Raw genomic sequence first — 15,810 nt, 5'->3', positions numbered from 1 at the left:
TTAGCTAAAGGAGAGAAGCGGCCGACGAAGTGCCTCAGTCGTCGGCTGAGTTACCCCGTAACAGCCGGCTTATCAGGTCCAACGGGTAACCCCGGTAACTGAGGAAACGGCCCTGCCGCGCTCTTTCCCGCTGATCGCTCGGCAATTCGCCAGCAAATTTGCGCCTCCAGACGTCCTGCAGCTGCGCACTCCAATCGAAACCGCTATCACGCAGGGCCTGTTCGATGTCCTCACGGGACAAGCCGCGCTGGGACAGCTCCTCACGGATGCGCAAGGGACCGTAACCCGCATTGGCGCGCATGCGTACGAAACTCTCTAAATAGCGTGCTTCGCTGAGCAGGCCTTCCTCAGCCAGCCGATCCAGCGCCGGCTCGATGAGCTCTACAGGCGCGCCGCGTGAGCGCAACTTGCGGCTCAGTTCGATGCGACCATGCTCACGGCGGGCCAGGAGATCCATGGCAGCCCGCCGCACCGCGGCGGGGCTATCGAGCACAACAGGCATGCAGATCAGAGATCGGCTTCGGCCAGATCTTCTGCAACCGGGTTGGCTTTGGTATTCGGCGCCACCACCAACAGCTTGTCGCGAATCTGCTGCTCGATTTCGCGGCCGATTTCGGGGTTCTCTTCCAGGAACTTGGCCGCGTTGGCCTTGCCTTGACCGATCTTGTTGCCCTTGTAGGCATACCAGGCGCCGGACTTCTCGACCAGGCCTTGTTGCACACCAAGGTCGATGACCTCGCCGTTGCGGTAGATACCCTTGCCGTAGAGAATCTGGAACTCGGCCTGACGGAACGGGGGCGCCACCTTGTTCTTGACGACCTTGACGCGGGTTTCGCTGCCGACCACTTCGTCACCTTCCTTCACCGCACCGGTACGACGGATGTCGAGACGAACCGAGGCGTAGAACTTCAGCGCGTTACCGCCTGTGGTGGTTTCCGGGCTACCGAACATCACGCCGATCTTCATGCGGATCTGGTTAATGAAGATCACCAGGCAATTGGCGTTCTTGATGTTACCGGTGATCTTGCGCAGCGCCTGGGACATCAGACGCGCCTGCAGCCCCACATGGGTATCACCCATCTCGCCTTCGATTTCCGCCTTGGGTACCAGGGCAGCTACAGAGTCGACGATGATCACGTCGACCGCATTGGAGCGCACCAGCATGTCGGTAATCTCAAGCGCCTGCTCGCCAGTATCCGGCTGCGAGACCAGCAGGTCGTCGACATTGACACCGAGCTTGCCGGCGTAATCGGGATCGAGCGCATGCTCGGCATCGACGAAGGCGCAAGTCGCCCCCATCTTCTGCGCTTCGGCAATGACCGACAGCGTCAGAGTGGTCTTACCGGAAGATTCCGGTCCATAGATTTCGACGATTCGCCCTTTCGGCAGACCACCGATGCCCAGCGCAATATCCAGGCCCAGCGAGCCGGTGGAGATGGAAGGAATAGCCTGACGATCATGATCGCCCATGCGCATGACCGCGCCTTTACCGAACTGCTTTTCGATCTGGCCCAAGGCAGCAGCCAAGGCGCGCTTCTTGTTCTCGTCCATTACAATCCTCACTTGATCAAGAGGGCCAGAGGCCACAACAACTGTATAAGTAGACAGTATTAGAGCATAGGCAAAATGATGCGCCTAGCCCTGAAGCGGATTTTCTCCCGCCGTGAGCCTGATCAATCCGACGAGCGCGGCCTCCACGCTCTGCTCGCGTACGGCCTGCCGGTCGCCGTCAAACTGGAAGCGCCGGGCAACGACCTGCTCGCCCGCCGCCCAGGCGAGCCACACCGTGCCAACCGGCTTCTCCGGCGAGCCCCCGCCTGGCCCGGCGACACCGCTCACCGCGACACCATAATGTGCCTCGCTGGCATGCTGCGCGCCACGGACCATGGCCTCGACGACTTCGCGACTGACGGCGCCCACCTGCGTGAACAACTCGGGCGGCACTCCCAACAGACGGGTTTTCTGCGTATTGGAGTAGGTCACGAAGCCCGCTTCAAACCAGGCCGAGCTGCCGGCAATGCGGGTGATGGCTTCGGCGATACCGCCGCCGGTGCAGGATTCGGCAGTGGTCACCTGTGCAGACTGCGCGTCTAGCGCAGCGCCCAGCCTCGCAGCCAGATCGGTCAAAGACGCCATGAGTGCTCCGACAGCGGATTCGAAATGCGTACATTAACAGGCCTTGCCGAGCGATGATCCATCCCGCCGTCATCACAACAGCCAGGCCTCGGCGCAGCGCCAGATGGCAGTGCCTCGGCGGCGCATTCGGAAGCTCACCTGTTACCCCAGTGCCGTTGCATCTCAAGAAACAGGAACGAAGCAGTCCAGGTAATCAGCACCAACCCGTCAGCGCCTCGACCCCGGTCAGAAACCTGACCGGCCCAACCGGGTGGATATCGTCGAAGCCAAGGGTGGTGACGGTCGTGAAGGAAAAATAGACGCAGTCCATCAGACCACCGCCGAACTGTCCCAAAAGTTCGCCCCATCCAGACGCGCAATGCACGAAGAAGTAGGCGAACGCGAATATCCACACTTCCACCGTATGCGCCGCGATCGCGCCGCATACGCCAAAAACGACGCCGATTCGAATATTGAAGCGCGGCTCGACTCGGCGAACCGACAGACACGACAGAAACTCGTAATGCACACCACGTCTGTCACGACGATAAGGAGGTTCACCAGCGAGACGACCATCAAATTGGGTGCCGAATCCAGTGCTTGCGTCAGTTCTGTCATGTGCTCGATACAGCAACTTTGACATGGCGGAGGTGCTGCCCCTCTGCTGTCAGCAGCAGAACCCAGCCAAAGCAATCAGAGAAGTGCCGCATCGGTACGTCGGCAGCCCATGCTAACCTTGCCGGTTTGATCCAGCCGGCACAATAGGGTTGCCAGCCGATGGTCGCAACAGTTGCCGAGACGCGCAGACAACGGCCGCCACTTCTGCATCCACTTCAAGTATCGAGCTATATGTCGTCACAAGACCTGTCCCACCACACCCCGATGATGCAGCAATACTGGAAGCTCAAACGTGAGCATCCAGACCAGTTGATGTTCTACCGCATGGGCGACTTCTACGAGCTCTTCTACGAAGACGCCAAGAAGGCCGCGAAACTGCTGGACATCACCCTCACCGCTCGAGGCCAGTCCGGCGGCAATGCGATCCCCATGGCAGGGATCCCTTTCCACTCTGCTGAAGGCTACCTTGGCCGCCTGGTCAAGCTGGGCGAGTCGGTGGTGATCTGCGAGCAGATTGGCGACCCCGCGACCAGCAAGGGACCGGTGGAACGTCAGGTGGTACGCATCATCACGCCAGGCACGGTCAGCGACGAAGCGCTGCTCGACGAGCACCGTGACAACCTGCTGGCCGCGGTGGTCGGCGACGAAAAATTGTTCGGGCTATCGGTGCTGGACATCACCAGCGGCCGCTTCAGCGTGCAGGAATTCAGCGGCTGGGAAACCCTGCTGGCAGAGGTGGAGCGCCTGAATCCCGCCGAGCTGATGATTCCGGACGACTGGCCCACCAACCTGCCGGTGGAAAAACGCCGTGGCGTGCGCCGGCGCGCGCCTTGGGATTTCGACCGCGACAGCGCGTTCAAGGGCCTATGCCAGCAGTTCGGGACTCAGGATCTGAAAGGATTCGGCTGCGAAAAGCTGACCCTGGCCATCGGCGCCGCCGGTTGCCTGCTGACCTACGCCAAGGAAACCCAGCGAACAGCTCTGCACCATTTGCGCAGCCTGCGCCATGAACGTCTCGACGATACCGTGATCCTTGACGGTGCGACCCGGCGCAACCTGGAGCTGGACATCAATCTTGGTGGCGGACGCGACAACACCCTGCAGTCGGTCGTCGACCGCTGCCAGACCGCTATGGGCAGTCGTCTGCTCAGCCGCTGGCTGAACCGCCCGTTGCGCGATCGCAGTGTGCTTGAAGCCCGCCAGGACTCGATCACCTGCCTGCTCGAGCATTACCGCTTCGAACAGATACAGCCGCAGCTCAAGGAAATCGGCGATCTAGAGCGCATTCTCGCGCGAATCGGCCTACGCAACGCCCGCCCGCGTGACTTGGCGCGCCTGCGCGATGCCCTGGCCGCCTTGCCACAGTTGCAGGACGGTATGCGGGAGTTGGTAGCGCCGCACCTTACCGCGCTGGCCGCCACCATCCGCACCTATCCCGAACTGGCCGAGCTGCTGGCCAAGGCGATCATCGATAACCCACCGGCGGTCATCCGCGACGGCGGCGTGCTGAAAACCGGCTACGATGCCGAGCTGGACGAGTTGCAATCGCTATCCGAAAACGCCGGCCAGTATCTGATGGATCTGGAAGTCCGCGAGAAGGCCCGAACGGGGCTGGCCAATCTCAAGGTTGGGTACAACCGCGTGCACGGCTACTTCATCGAGTTGCCGAGCAAGCAGGCCGAATCGGCACCGGCCGATTACATCCGCCGGCAGACGCTCAAGGGCGCCGAACGTTTCATCACCCCGGAACTGAAGGAGTTCGAAGACAAGGCGCTGTCGGCCAAGAGCAGGGCCCTGGCACGGGAAAAACAGCTTTATGAGGAACTGCTCGAGCGGCTCATCGGCCACCTGGCACCGCTACAGGAAAGCGCCGCGGCGTTGGCTGAGCTCGACGTCCTGAGCAACCTGGCCGAACGCGCCCTGACGCTTGACCTCAATCGCCCACGCTTCGTCGAGCACCCTTGTCTGCAGATCGAGCAAGGCCGCCATCCGGTCGTCGAGCAAGTGTTGCAGACGCCCTTCGTTGCCAACGATCTCGAGCTGGATGATGACACTCGCATGCTGATCATCACCGGACCGAACATGGGTGGTAAGTCCACCTACATGCGCCAGACCGCGCTGATCGTCCTGCTCGCCCAGATCGGCAGCTTCGTCCCGGCAAAGACCTGCGAGCTGTCGCTGGTCGACCGCATATTCACCCGTATCGGTTCTTCGGACGATCTGGCCGGCGGTCGCTCGACCTTCATGGTGGAGATGAGCGAGACCGCCAATATCCTGCACAACGCCAGCGACCGCAGCCTGGTTCTGATGGATGAGGTCGGTCGCGGCACCAGCACCTTCGACGGCCTGTCTCTGGCCTGGGCGGCGGCCGAGCATCTGGCGCACTTACGTGCCTTCACGCTGTTCGCGACTCATTATTTCGAACTGACGGTGCTACCGGAAAGCCAACCGGTCGTGGCCAACGTGCATCTGTCTGCCACCGAGCACAACGAGCGCATCGTCTTTCTCCACCACGTTCTGCCGGGGCCGGCCAGCCAGAGTTACGGCCTGGCAGTGGCGCAGCTGGCGGGCGTTCCAGGCAGCGTGATCGAACGCGCACGCGACCATCTGTCGCGGCTGGAAACCACCAGCTTGCCCCACGAAACGCCGAAAATAGCCGCTGGCCAGCCCGCACCACCGATGCAGAACGACCTGTTCGCAAGCCTGCCGCACCCAGTGGTCGAAGAATTGGGGCGAATCAAACCCGATGATATGACTCCGCGTCAGGCGCTGGACCTGCTATACAACCTGAAAGCGCGTGTCTGACGGCTGCGAAAAAGCTGCTAGAATCGCGCGCATTTTTTGGATATGTGCGGCATTTGCCTGGTGTCGCCATAGCCCTGCCGAACGGGGGCGTCATTGCAACGCCACCTGACACGCCCGAGGAGATAGCTAGAAATGACCTTCGTCGTCACCGACAACTGCATCAAGTGCAAATACACCGACTGTGTGGAAGTCTGCCCGGTCGACTGCTTCTACGAAGGCCCGAATTTTCTGGTCATTCATCCGGATGAGTGCATCGACTGCGCACTCTGCGAGCCGGAATGCCCGGCTCAGGCGATCTTCTCTGAAGACGAAGTGCCCGACGATCAGCAGGAGTTCATCGAACTGAACGCCGACCTGGCGGAAGTCTGGCCGAACATCACCGAGAAAAAAGACGCCCTGCCAGACGCCGAAGAGTGGGATGGCGTGAAGGATAAACTCCAGCATCTGGAGCGCTGATACGCTCGCCGAAACAAAAAAATGCCCGCTGATGCGGGCATTTTTCATAAGCCGTCGATCAGGCGCGATCGATGCCTTTCTTCAAGGTGTCCTTGGCTTCGCCCTTGACCTGCTGCGCATCGCCTTTGATCTCTTGGCGCTGGCCTTCATTCTTCATGCGCTCATTGTCGGTTGCTTCACCAAGGCCTTGCTTCGCCTTGCCGGCGGCTTCGTTGAGGTTGCCTTTCATCTTGTCTTCGGTACTGCTCATGGCATATTCCTCTTTCTTCATGGGTGTCGTTAAGTGGACCGGGACGGTGGCCGGATAGTTTCGATTTTCCAAGAACGGTACCGACAACCGGCCTTCCAAAGCGGCCGCATGCTCAACCGTTACGCGCTTTCACCAAGCGGTTGAATAAAGGCCGACCCGCCAGGTGCAAGAACAGCGGCGCACCCGCGATCAGATAGAAGTAATAGGTCACGAAGCGCCAGATGAGGATCGCTGCCGCGGCTGTGGACTTGCCCACCAGCGGTGCAAGCAACGCCGCCGAAGCCAATTCGGCACCACCGGCGCCACCCGGCAACAGACTCAGCTGGCCAGCGGTCAATGCCAGCAATTGGACGATGAACGTCCAGGCCCAGGCGAGCTGGCTACCCAGCCCCTGCAAGGTGAGATACAACACGCTGTAGCGCAGCAACCAATGCAGCGTGGTCAGGATGAATACCCCCAACAAGATCGTCCGGGGCAGCCGGAAGCACTCCAGCAAAGCATTACGGAAACTCAGCACCTTCCTGGCCCAGGTACGCTTGCGCGATGCCCCCACGCCGAGCCGACCGACCAGCCAGCCATTCAGCAAAAAGACCTGACGGTGAAAACGTCCAAGCAACGCCAGCAGTACCATCAGGCCGATTAGCAACGCTGCACTGAAGCCGAGCAGGCTGGCGATGTAAGCATTCAGCGAATGGGTCACCGCATAGATCAGCACCCCCACCAGGGCGCACGCGAAGAACAGCAGGTCGGTCAGCTGTTCGACTGCATAGGTTGCCGTGCCCTTCGCGGGTGTAACGCCCTGCCGACGCAACAAGGCCATCATCGTCAGCGGCCCGCCCGCACCGCCCGGTGTCGCGCAGATCGCGAATTCGGTAGCAATGACGACACCCAGGGCGCGGCGCTGCCCAATCCGCCGTCTGCCCACCAGCAAGCGCAGACGTAACGCATTGAGGTACCAGCCGAGCAGAATCATCCCGAGCATGCTCAGCAATAACCACGGCGGAAAGCCCAACAACCGCTCGAACAGCCCGCTTCCCCCTAACAACAGCGGGATCAGCGCCGCAACCAGCAATGCCCCCAGCAGCAGCCACCAACGGCCGCTCATGCCGCAACGCTCGGCGCCAGCGCATGGTGATTCAACCAATCGATCTTGGTCCGCGGATGCCGACCGTCTTCCATCAGCCGAATTAACAGGTCCAGCCAGTAACCACGCGAAAAATCATGCCGCATATCCACCGGATGCAACCCCAGACGTAGCACCGGTGCCTGCCGATGACGATTGAGCATCTGTTCGCTGACCACTCGGGAGATACCGCGACGCCAAGCGCTGCGCGCGCTCCAGACCAGGCCCGGCGCATCCAAGGGGGCGTAATCGGGCAACAGGTAAAAGTGCCCAGGGTCGCTGGTATAGGTCAATCCGGTGGTCGCTAGCGCGCGTCGCGCGCCCGGCCCAAGCAACCAGGCCGGTGCCACGAAGCCGTACAACGGCCATTGCAGCCGTGCGAACAACTCGATGCCTCGCTGCAGCCGTCGCGCCGCTTCGGCTTCGTCAAGCGGATAGAACTCGCCCTCGTGAGTGAACACACGACGCATGAACCAGTCCCGCGGCGCGCGAGGCGGCGGTGCTTCGTCGACATGATGGTAGCCGTGCAATACCAGCTCATCACCGCGCACCAGCCGGCCGTCGAGCATGCGACAGAATTCGGGATGATCGTCGAGCCGATTGCGCCGATGAAAATCCGGCACCACCAGCCAGGAAATCGGGATGTCGCCCAGCGCGTCGACCGCCTGCACGAAAGGCTGATAGTCCAGCCATGTTTCAGGCGCTACATCGTGCAGCACCAGCATCAGACTGCGCTCAGCCATGCACGGCAACCGGCAGATCGGCTGTACCCAACACGGCGTGATAGTGCGCAAGCAGTCCCGCGACCACGGCGTCCCACGCGTGATGCGCCTCGACATGCTGGCGGGCTTGCAGTCCCAGCAGCCTGGGATCGTCTTCGAACAGCTCCTGCACTGTCTGCGCCATCGCCTGGGCATCCAGGGGGCGGCACAGGCGACCGGTATGAAACGGCACCAATTCGGGCAGCGCACCGGCTCGCGCCGCAATCACTGGAATACCGCTGGCCATGGCTTCCAGCGCGACCAGGCCGAAGGTTTCCTGATTGCCGGCATGCAACAGCACATCGCAGCTGGCCATGTAGCGCGCGACGTCCGATGCTGGACAGAAGCGATCGATCACCGAAACGTTGGCCGGCACGCGGTGGGGCATGCTCGACCCCACCAGCAGCAGATGATAGGGCTTACCGAGCAGACGGGCGGTTTCCAGCAGGACATCGATATTCTTCTCCCTCGAGCCGCGCCCAGCGAAGATCATCAGCCGCGCATCGTCTTCTAACCCCAGCTCCTGGCGTAGCGCGGGATCGCGGCGATCCGGGCGAAAGGTTTCCAGATCGACACCTAGCGGCTGCACGTAGACATTGCCGACACCCAGCTGCCGCAGCTTTTCCGCCATGACCCGGCTGGGCGCCAACACCCGGTCGAAACTGCTGTACAGCCGTGAGACATAACCATTCATGTTGGTGCCGAGCCAGCCGCCGATACGATTGCTGACCAGTAGGGGCAGGTCGGAGTGATAGAAACCGATCACCGGAACATCGAGGCGTCGCCCAGCATCCAGAGCCGCCCAGGCTGTCATGTATGGATCACCCACCTCAATGACATCGGGACGCAGCGCGCGCAGCTGATTACGCCACGGCGCACGTCGGACCGGGAAGCGATAGCCCTTGCCGAAAGGCAGCGCCAGCGCAGGTATCTGGTAAATGCCGCCGTCATGGCTGTAGCTGTCTCCCGGCACCAGAATGCTGTGACGGACCCCCGAATACAGCTGCAAGCGGCGGTGTTTGGCTTCGAGGTAGGTACGCACCCCACCACTGGCGGGTGCGTAAAACATGGTCATGTCGGCGATATGCAAAATGGAGCGTCTCCGTGAGGTCTCGATGCAGAGCCGTCGAAGGCGAAGGCCGACGGAGATTTAATCGCCACCCCATCGGGTCAACGTCAGGTCTCGCCCGAAAGATTCTGCAATGAAATCAATGGACCACCGGCCTAGGCGGTTGTTCGCCGGCACGCTCAGCTAGTCGATAAATACCGCTCGGCTGGTTTCAGCCATCGACGCGCTTGTCCCCCTGCTCCTTACCTTCGGATGATGCATGTTCGATGACTGCGTTCATTTCCGCGCCGAACAGCAGTACCGCCGCCGAAATATAAAAATAGAGCAACAGCACGATCACCGCCCCGATGCTGCCGTAGGTGGCGTCGTAGTTGCCGAAGTTCTGCACGTAGATGCCGAAACCCACCGAGGCGGCAATCCAGACGATCACCGACAGCACCGAACCGGGCGTGATGAAGCGAAACTCCTGCTCCACGTCCGGCGTGACGTAGTACAGCAAGGCCACCACCAGCATCATCAGGATCACGACGACTGGCCAACGAAGCCACGTCCACAGCGTCACGACTATTTCCTTCAGCCCCACCTGATCGGCCAGCCATTCCATCACCTGCGGGCCGGTCACCATCAAACCCGCCGTCGCGAGCAGAATCAGCGCCAGTCCGATGGTGTAGGCAACAGCCAGCAGCATCAGCTTCCAGGTCGGGCGTCCCTCTTCGACGTCGTACGCCTTGTTCATGGCGTTCATCAGCGAGCGAACACCGATCGACGCGGACCACAGCGCAACGAGGATCCCCACCGATAACAGACCGCTCTTCTGTGCCTGCATTTGGTCGATCACCGGATTGACCAGATTCAGTGCATCAGGTGGCAACACCAGCGACACCTGTTCCCGTAGCCAGATGAAGAAGGTCTGCAGATCGAGCATGCCCAACATGGCGATCAGAAACAGCAAGAAGGGGAACAACGAAAAGATCGCTCGATAGGCTAACGCCGACGCGTAAGTCGTCATGTCGTCATTGCTGAACTCCTTGAAGGTGCGTTTCAGCAATTCGAAACTGCCGATGCCGCGCGTATCCAGCAATGCCATTGCGTTTCCCCCGAACCATCAAAATTAGGCCATCAAAAAATGGGACGACCAGCTGCAACAAGAGTTCGCTGCCGGTCGCCCCGACCGTCGTCGGTGGCCTGTTGCAGGCTGTTGAGCAGACGTCTACGACGTTGTGAACGGCTCGCCATCCCCTGAACGGACGAACAGCATTCATCCCAACGACGACTTCGTTCAAGGAACTTTCAGCCGTAGCGAGGCTCTTGATGGAGTCTCCAGTTCAGCCCATCGTTGAGCTGCAGGCGCAACCGTACAGCGCAACGATCGGTGCAGGCGGAGAGTTCTGTTCCGAACCTCGGCTCGCCCGGCATCGCCATTCGGATACGCCAGACATGGCTTAGTCGTTTTTGCGACCGCAGGAGCATTGAATGAAATCGGCATATGCAACGGACGCCCCACAGCCAGGAATGAAAGCCGACCTTCTCAAATATGCCAGGCTGATCGTCACCAAAGGCAGCGGGGCTGGCGCTACGCTTGGCTTGAACATCCTGCTGGCGCGACTGCTCGTCCCCGAGTTGGCCGGTACGGTGTTTTTCTGCGTGGCGCTGGGCATCTTCCTGTCGCTGATAGCCCGGATAGGGCTGGACATCGCATGCCTGAAGAATATTTCCTCACTGAGCGATGGCCAGCAGCGCCGTTACTTCCATCGCGCACTGGGTCTTGCCGCGTTGATGAACGTACCGGCCTTCCTGATCGGCCTGGTCGTGGTGTATTTCTCCAAAACCACCCAAGCATATTTCGCCCATGCAGCGGTCCTCTTCGCCGTCACCGCGCTCGGTCTGTCACTGCTGAGCATCGCCAGCGAAACACTGAAAGCCAAGCATAAAACCAGCGAGGGGTTGTTCTGGCAGACCGCATTCCAGCCGGCCCTGACATTGTTGCTGGTATCGGTCAGCGGTAACGACCTGACCACCGTGGCGGGCTGCTTCGTCATCAGCTACGGCCTGGCCATCTTCGGTTCTATATGGCGCGCCAACGCCAGTCTGCCCGCTTCAACCTCAGAGCGCGCACTCGGCTGGCGGGAGATGCTCACACTCTGCGTTCCGCTGATGCTCATCGCCGTGATGAACAGCGTCATCGAACTCTCCGATACGCTGCTGCTCGGTGTGCTGCGCTCGGCAGGCGAAGTCAGCATCTACTACATCGCTGCGAAGATCGCCGCCCTTTCGACCACCCTGTTGTTCATTATCAACGGCACCATCGGGCCTGACATTTCCAGACGCTGGGCCCGGCACGACCGTGCTGGCGCCTTTGCCATGGTCAGGAAATACTCGCGCTTCATGCTGGCACTGGCGCTAATGATCCTGCTCGCTATCGGCCTGCTGCGCGAATACATCCTCGCCGTCTTCGGCGCCGAATACCGTGAACAGGGCGTCTACCCCCTGCTGGTGCTGGCCATCGGTTACTTCTTCGTATTGGCCGCCGGGCCCCTGGGCATTTTCATGACCATGACGGGCAATCACCGCCGCTATTTACACAACAACATAGCGGCGTGCGTGATCAACCTCGCGCTCAACCTCATCCTGATTCCGCGCTATGGCGTCAATGGCGCCTGCTTCGCCACGGCCGTGGCGCTGGCACTGAAAAACGCCCTGCTCTACCTGCAATTCAAACAAATCGAAAGGAGTCCGACGCCATGACTGACCGGGTTAACGTAATCGCTTACGGAGCCTATGACCGGCACAACTATGGCGACCTGCTCTTTGCAATCGTCCTCAAACGCTACCTGGAGGCCGACGGCCGCTTCAACGTGCTGGTCGCGGCAACCAAGAAGTCGGACCTGTCCGGCTATGGCGCACTGCCGACCGTCCCGCTGAAAAAAGCCCTGGAGGCCACGCGCCAGCAGCCCAAGACCATGCTCATCGTCGCTGGTGGCGAATGCCTGACGGCGCAATGGGAAAGCATCATCGGCTATCTCGCGCCGCAAGCGATTTACTACCCGATCAAGGCTAGCCCCTACCTGATCGGCCACAAGGCATTCATTCGCCTGAGCCGAATGTTCACCTCGATTCCATCGGACATCCCGCTGGTCCTGGGCGAACGCGACCTGCCCGGCTACAAGGTGATGTACAACAGCGTGGGCGGTAACGAGATCAGCCGCAAAAAACCGCTGATCCACGAGGCAATCAAGCGCAACCTCAACGACTGCACCTACATATCGGTTCGCGACCGCGAAACGTCCGCCGAGCTGGACAAGCTCGGGGTCCAACATAATCTGGTGCCCGACAGCGCGATCTTGATTTCGGATATTTTTCAGCAGCAGGTCGACCCGGCCGAGCCCGGCCATATCGTGTTTCACATTTCCGACCACCATGCCAAGCGCCGCATCGAGGCGATCGCCCAGCAATTGACCGAACTCAACGTCAACACCGGCCTGAAGATCGCCCTGCTGACCATCGGCAAGGCGCCCGGCCACTCCGACGACGGTCCACTGGACAAGCTGCACAGCCTCCTGGGTGACGAGCGCGCCTACCGCGTCGATAGCGGCAAGATCGACGACATCATCCGCTGCATCGCTACCAGCAAGCTCTATTGTGGCACCAGCCTGCATGGCGCCATCACTGCCTTGGCCTTCGCCGTGCCGCAGATCGCACTGCTTCCGCAGCGAGTGGTCAAGTTGTCGAGCTTCCTCGAAACCTGGGTACCCAAGCAGTCATGCGGGTTCGCTGAGGTCCCACAGATCAGCCAGATCGGCACCAACCTGATCAATTCATTCGGCGAAAGCCATCGGGCCGAGCTAAGCACTGTGGTCGAAGCCATGAAAGGCCGGGTACGCGCCAATTTAGACCATATGATTACGCTGTATGAACAAGCACCGGCACGTGGCGAGTCGTCGATGGCTCAGACCAAGGCGGAAGCCGTAGCAGCCAACTGAGCGAACAGCGAACCGACAAACGAAAAGGCCCGCAGCAATGCGGGCCTTTTCGTGGATCTGTGGTGCCGGTGAGAGGAGTCGAACCCCCGACCTTCGCATTACGAATGCGCTGCTCTACCTACTGAGCTACACCGGCATGGAGCGGCGCATTATCGGTTTTCGCCGGTGCGGACTCAAGGCCCGCACCGGTGAAAACGTGCCGCATTCGCTATGCGGTGTCGCGCGGTGTCATAGACCGGCAGATGTGGAGCCGGTCGAAGTCGCCGTGCCGGAGGGCGATCGGCTGGCCTCGCCGTTGCTGGCGCCCTGCTTGACCTGGGCAGCCACCTCTTCGCCCTTGGCAGATACCTTTTGGTACCCCTCCTCGGCCTTGTGGCGGAGCCGATCGGTCACGCGATCGCTCATCTCACCCAGCGCCTCATCTTCCCGTCGCGTCGGTGGCACCGAGGCCGCTAGCAGCGCCCCCAGGGCGATACCGATGGCACCCAACGCCAGGGGTTGCTCTTGAAGCAAATGATTGAAACCGCCACGCGCCCGGTCGGCCCCGCCCCGCAACCGCTCTGAGGCATGGCGCTTGGAATCACTGGCTCGAGTACGGGCGTTACCGAGTGACTCGGATACGCTGTGGCTCATCTGACTGGCCTTGTCCTTTATCCCCGAGCCCTGCTCTTTGAGGCTCGCGGTCTTGGCGGAAAGCTTTTCACCCATCGAGGGCCCGGTTGATCCATTGCCATAGCCGGTCGTGGTCACGTTCGAATGCGGCTGGCGATTCTGTCCCGCCATCATCCAGAGCAGGCCTATGGATGTCAGCACTGTTGGTACCGGGTTGGCCTTGACCGTATTGCTCAAATTGGAGAAGAACTCGCCGCTGCCGCCCTTCATGTAGCCCAATGCGGTGTCGATGAGCTCGCCCGGGGATAATTTGCTTTCCAACGCATGGACGATATTGCCGATCTCGGCACGCTGCTGGTCGATTTCGCGCTCCAGCTCTGCGGGATCCTTTTGTGCTTCGACATCTATCTGGTTACGTGTGCTCATGATGTATGCCCCTTCACGGCTTCTTTATCCTTGTTAACCGAATGAATGGTGCGCTCGGGCTTGAACGAGGATGCCTCGAACTTCTTCTTGCCGGCGGACACCATGATCAAACCGATCACCACCACCACTCCGCCAACGATCAACGCGGCGAGCCAGGGCTCCATGACTTTGCTCAGTCCATAGACGGCCGACATCAACAGGACGATGAATCCACCGAGCAGGACGGCCCCACCGGTCGCGACGCTCGCGGCGCCGGCCTTGGTGGCGCGAATGGATTCGCTCAGTTCGGCTTTCGCCAGCGCCAGCTCTTTGGTGATCAGAGACGGCACTTCGTGAGTCAGCTGCCGCAGCAGGCCGCCTACAGAGCTATCGCTTTCGGTGCGTAGACCAGGTTCAGGCGTATGCACAGTGGTTGAGGTTGTCTTACGTGCTTCGCTCATGGGAAAAGCCCTCCGTCAGTACCTTTGCCGTCACGGCTGGAAGTGGAACCCAGGCCAGTCCCCGACGTGGAGCCCAAGCCATTGCTACTCGTCCCGGTGCCCGCACCGGTTCCAATACCTGCACCTGTTCCCGTGGTGGAGGTCGTGGAGCGGGAAGCACTGGTTGCAGACGAAACGCCGGCGTTACTGACGCTACCGATGGTTCCAGGTTCGCCGGTGTTCAGGCGATCATTAAGCTCTTCCTGATCGGAGCGATACCCATCGCGAGAGGAGCCATACTGACTTCCCGAGGAAAACGAGGTGGAACTGTCACGATGGCCGTAATCGCCCTGGGCAGCTCGCTTGCTGGATGCGCGGGCAAAACGGGTCAAACCGAATCCCAGCGCGACGCTGCCGGCAATGAACAGACCCGGATTGTTCCGTGCCAACTGATTCACGTCCTGGAACAGCTCGTCCACGCTCTTGCCGCGTAGATCGTCGGAGAGCTTGACCATGCTTTGCGCCATGCTGGAAACGTAGTTGGACAGCCCCAGACGATCCTGCCCTTCCAATTCCTCAGCGGCGGCCTTGGCGCTTTGAGCAACCTTCTCGAGCTCGTCGGCGGCTGTTTCGCGGTAGCCTTCGAGCTGGCTTTTGCCTTGAGTTTTCACCTGATCGGCGGCTTGCCTGGCTTTGGCTTTGGCATCCTCGGCGACATGCCCGGTCGACGCGCTAGAAGTCGACTGGCCATTGGTGGAGTTGGATGTCGCAGAAGCGGTATCGGGGCCGGTCTTGGATAGGCCACCGTAACCAGTGATTTCTTCGTCGGGTGTAGTCATTTGATTCACCTTTTATATGGCTTGGCCGGAAGACCACGGTCCGTAGGAACACAGCAACTGCGGGGAACCGCAAACTGTGTAATTTCGGTGTGCACATATAAGGTGACCGGGGCGCTATTTTCGAGTTCCATTATTTCGGCGCGCCATTAATAGCGCGCCTTGGTTGTGAAAGAACGGCAGGAAGCCTAATCCTCGGCACGCTTGATTAGTGGCAAGTTGCCTTCGCACACCTATAAACCGGCGTCGTTATTGAACTTAAGCGGAACGGTATAACTAACAAGCGAAACGGATGATCTATCGTTAACAAAATGCCCATTAGCCGAACTTACCGGTTGAA

Annotated in this window: 15 protein-coding genes, 1 tRNA gene and 1 pseudogene; 4 read left to right on the top strand and 13 right to left on the bottom strand. The window is 60.3% G+C overall.

Annotation, left to right across the window (positions count from 1 at the left end; translation table 11 throughout):
• Positions 1 to 34: 34 nt before the first annotated feature.
• The 4 genes and pseudogenes from recX to ACL0K2_RS19510 form a co-directional block, all read right to left on the bottom strand.
• Positions 35 to 502, bottom strand: a complete 468-nt coding sequence (recX, locus tag ACL0K2_RS19525) for a recombination regulator RecX (RefSeq protein WP_045161255.1) — start codon at positions 500 to 502, stop codon at positions 35 to 37.
• Positions 503 to 507: 5 nt separating this feature from the next.
• Positions 508 to 1,551 (bottom strand): recombinase RecA, encoded by a 1,044-nt coding sequence (gene recA / locus ACL0K2_RS19520; protein WP_045161254.1) that lies wholly within the window; start codon positions 1,549 to 1,551, stop codon positions 508 to 510.
• Positions 1,552 to 1,635: 84 nt separating this feature from the next.
• Complete coding sequence (locus ACL0K2_RS19515; RefSeq protein WP_045161253.1) at positions 1,636 to 2,136, bottom strand: CinA family protein; 501 nt, start codon at positions 2,134 to 2,136, stop codon at positions 1,636 to 1,638.
• 134 nt (positions 2,137 to 2,270) lie between these two features.
• Positions 2,271 to 2,694 (bottom strand): annotated as a pseudogene (locus ACL0K2_RS19510) (potassium channel family protein).
• Positions 2,695 to 2,964: 270 nt separating this feature from the next.
• On the opposite strand from ACL0K2_RS19510, the gene mutS reads away from it, so the two are divergent.
• Positions 2,965 to 5,538, top strand: coding sequence for a DNA mismatch repair protein MutS (gene mutS / locus ACL0K2_RS19505; RefSeq protein ID WP_413043256.1), 2,574 nt, complete (start codon positions 2,965 to 2,967; stop codon positions 5,536 to 5,538).
• A 132-nt stretch (positions 5,539 to 5,670) separates the two neighbouring features.
• Positions 5,671 to 5,994, top strand: coding sequence for a ferredoxin FdxA (fdxA, locus tag ACL0K2_RS19500; protein WP_021206625.1), 324 nt, complete (start codon positions 5,671 to 5,673; stop codon positions 5,992 to 5,994).
• Positions 5,995 to 6,052: 58 nt separating this feature from the next.
• On the opposite strand, the gene ACL0K2_RS19495 is transcribed toward fdxA, so the two are convergent.
• The 5 genes from ACL0K2_RS19495 to ACL0K2_RS19475 form a co-directional block, all read right to left on the bottom strand.
• On the bottom strand, positions 6,053 to 6,244 hold the full coding sequence (locus tag ACL0K2_RS19495; RefSeq protein ID WP_045161250.1) for a CsbD family protein: 192 nt from the start codon (positions 6,242 to 6,244) through the stop codon (positions 6,053 to 6,055).
• A 112-nt stretch (positions 6,245 to 6,356) separates the two neighbouring features.
• Positions 6,357 to 7,349 carry a lysylphosphatidylglycerol synthase transmembrane domain-containing protein gene (locus ACL0K2_RS19490; RefSeq protein ID WP_045161249.1) on the bottom strand — a complete coding sequence of 331 codons (993 nt, stop codon included), beginning with the start codon at positions 7,347 to 7,349 and terminating at the stop codon, positions 6,357 to 6,359.
• Positions 7,346 to 8,110, bottom strand: coding sequence for a DUF2334 domain-containing protein (locus ACL0K2_RS19485; protein WP_413043255.1), 765 nt, complete (start codon positions 8,108 to 8,110; stop codon positions 7,346 to 7,348). The genes ACL0K2_RS19490 and ACL0K2_RS19485 overlap by 4 nt, the downstream gene beginning before the upstream one ends.
• Complete coding sequence (locus ACL0K2_RS19480) at positions 8,103 to 9,218, bottom strand: glycosyltransferase family 4 protein (RefSeq protein WP_413043254.1); 1,116 nt, start codon at positions 9,216 to 9,218, stop codon at positions 8,103 to 8,105. The genes ACL0K2_RS19485 and ACL0K2_RS19480 overlap by 8 nt, the downstream gene beginning before the upstream one ends.
• 190 nt (positions 9,219 to 9,408) lie before the next feature.
• On the bottom strand, positions 9,409 to 10,284 hold the full coding sequence (locus ACL0K2_RS19475; protein WP_045161246.1) for a YihY/virulence factor BrkB family protein: 876 nt from the start codon (positions 10,282 to 10,284) through the stop codon (positions 9,409 to 9,411).
• A 386-nt stretch (positions 10,285 to 10,670) separates the two neighbouring features.
• Between ACL0K2_RS19475 and ACL0K2_RS19470 the strand changes: the two genes are divergently transcribed.
• Entirely contained in the window at positions 10,671 to 11,942 is a 1,272-nt protein-coding gene (locus tag ACL0K2_RS19470; protein ID WP_413043253.1) for a lipopolysaccharide biosynthesis protein, read from the top strand.
• The gene (locus ACL0K2_RS19465; RefSeq protein ID WP_045161243.1) at positions 11,939 to 13,177 is read left to right on the top strand and encodes a polysaccharide pyruvyl transferase family protein; all 1,239 of its coding nucleotides are present in this window, start codon (positions 11,939 to 11,941) and stop codon (positions 13,175 to 13,177) included. Before ACL0K2_RS19470 ends, ACL0K2_RS19465 begins: the two co-directional genes overlap by 4 nt.
• Positions 13,178 to 13,237: 60 nt before the next feature.
• Here ACL0K2_RS19465 and ACL0K2_RS19460 read toward each other — a convergent pair.
• The 4 genes from ACL0K2_RS19460 to ACL0K2_RS19445 form a co-directional block, all read right to left on the bottom strand.
• Positions 13,238 to 13,313 (bottom strand) — tRNA-Thr (locus tag ACL0K2_RS19460).
• Between the two features lie 92 nt (positions 13,314 to 13,405).
• Positions 13,406 to 14,215: a DUF3618 domain-containing protein gene (locus ACL0K2_RS19455; protein WP_045161242.1), complete on the bottom strand. Its 810-nt coding sequence runs from the start codon at positions 14,213 to 14,215 to the stop codon at positions 13,406 to 13,408.
• The gene (locus tag ACL0K2_RS19450; protein WP_045161241.1) at positions 14,212 to 14,655 is read right to left on the bottom strand and encodes a phage holin family protein; all 444 of its coding nucleotides are present in this window, start codon (positions 14,653 to 14,655) and stop codon (positions 14,212 to 14,214) included. Before ACL0K2_RS19450 ends, ACL0K2_RS19455 begins: the two co-directional genes overlap by 4 nt.
• Complete coding sequence (locus ACL0K2_RS19445; protein ID WP_413043252.1) at positions 14,652 to 15,473, bottom strand: hypothetical protein; 822 nt, start codon at positions 15,471 to 15,473, stop codon at positions 14,652 to 14,654. Before ACL0K2_RS19445 ends, ACL0K2_RS19450 begins: the two co-directional genes overlap by 4 nt.
• Positions 15,474 to 15,810: the final 337 nt, after the last annotated feature.

This window comes from Pseudomonas sp. YJ42 (assembly GCF_047225135.1).
GTDB classification, from domain to species: Bacteria; Pseudomonadota; Gammaproteobacteria; order Pseudomonadales; family Pseudomonadaceae; genus Stutzerimonas; species Stutzerimonas stutzeri_E.
The sequence above is the reverse complement of the archived record's forward strand: the minus strand, read 5'-3'. Positions and strand labels throughout refer to the sequence as shown.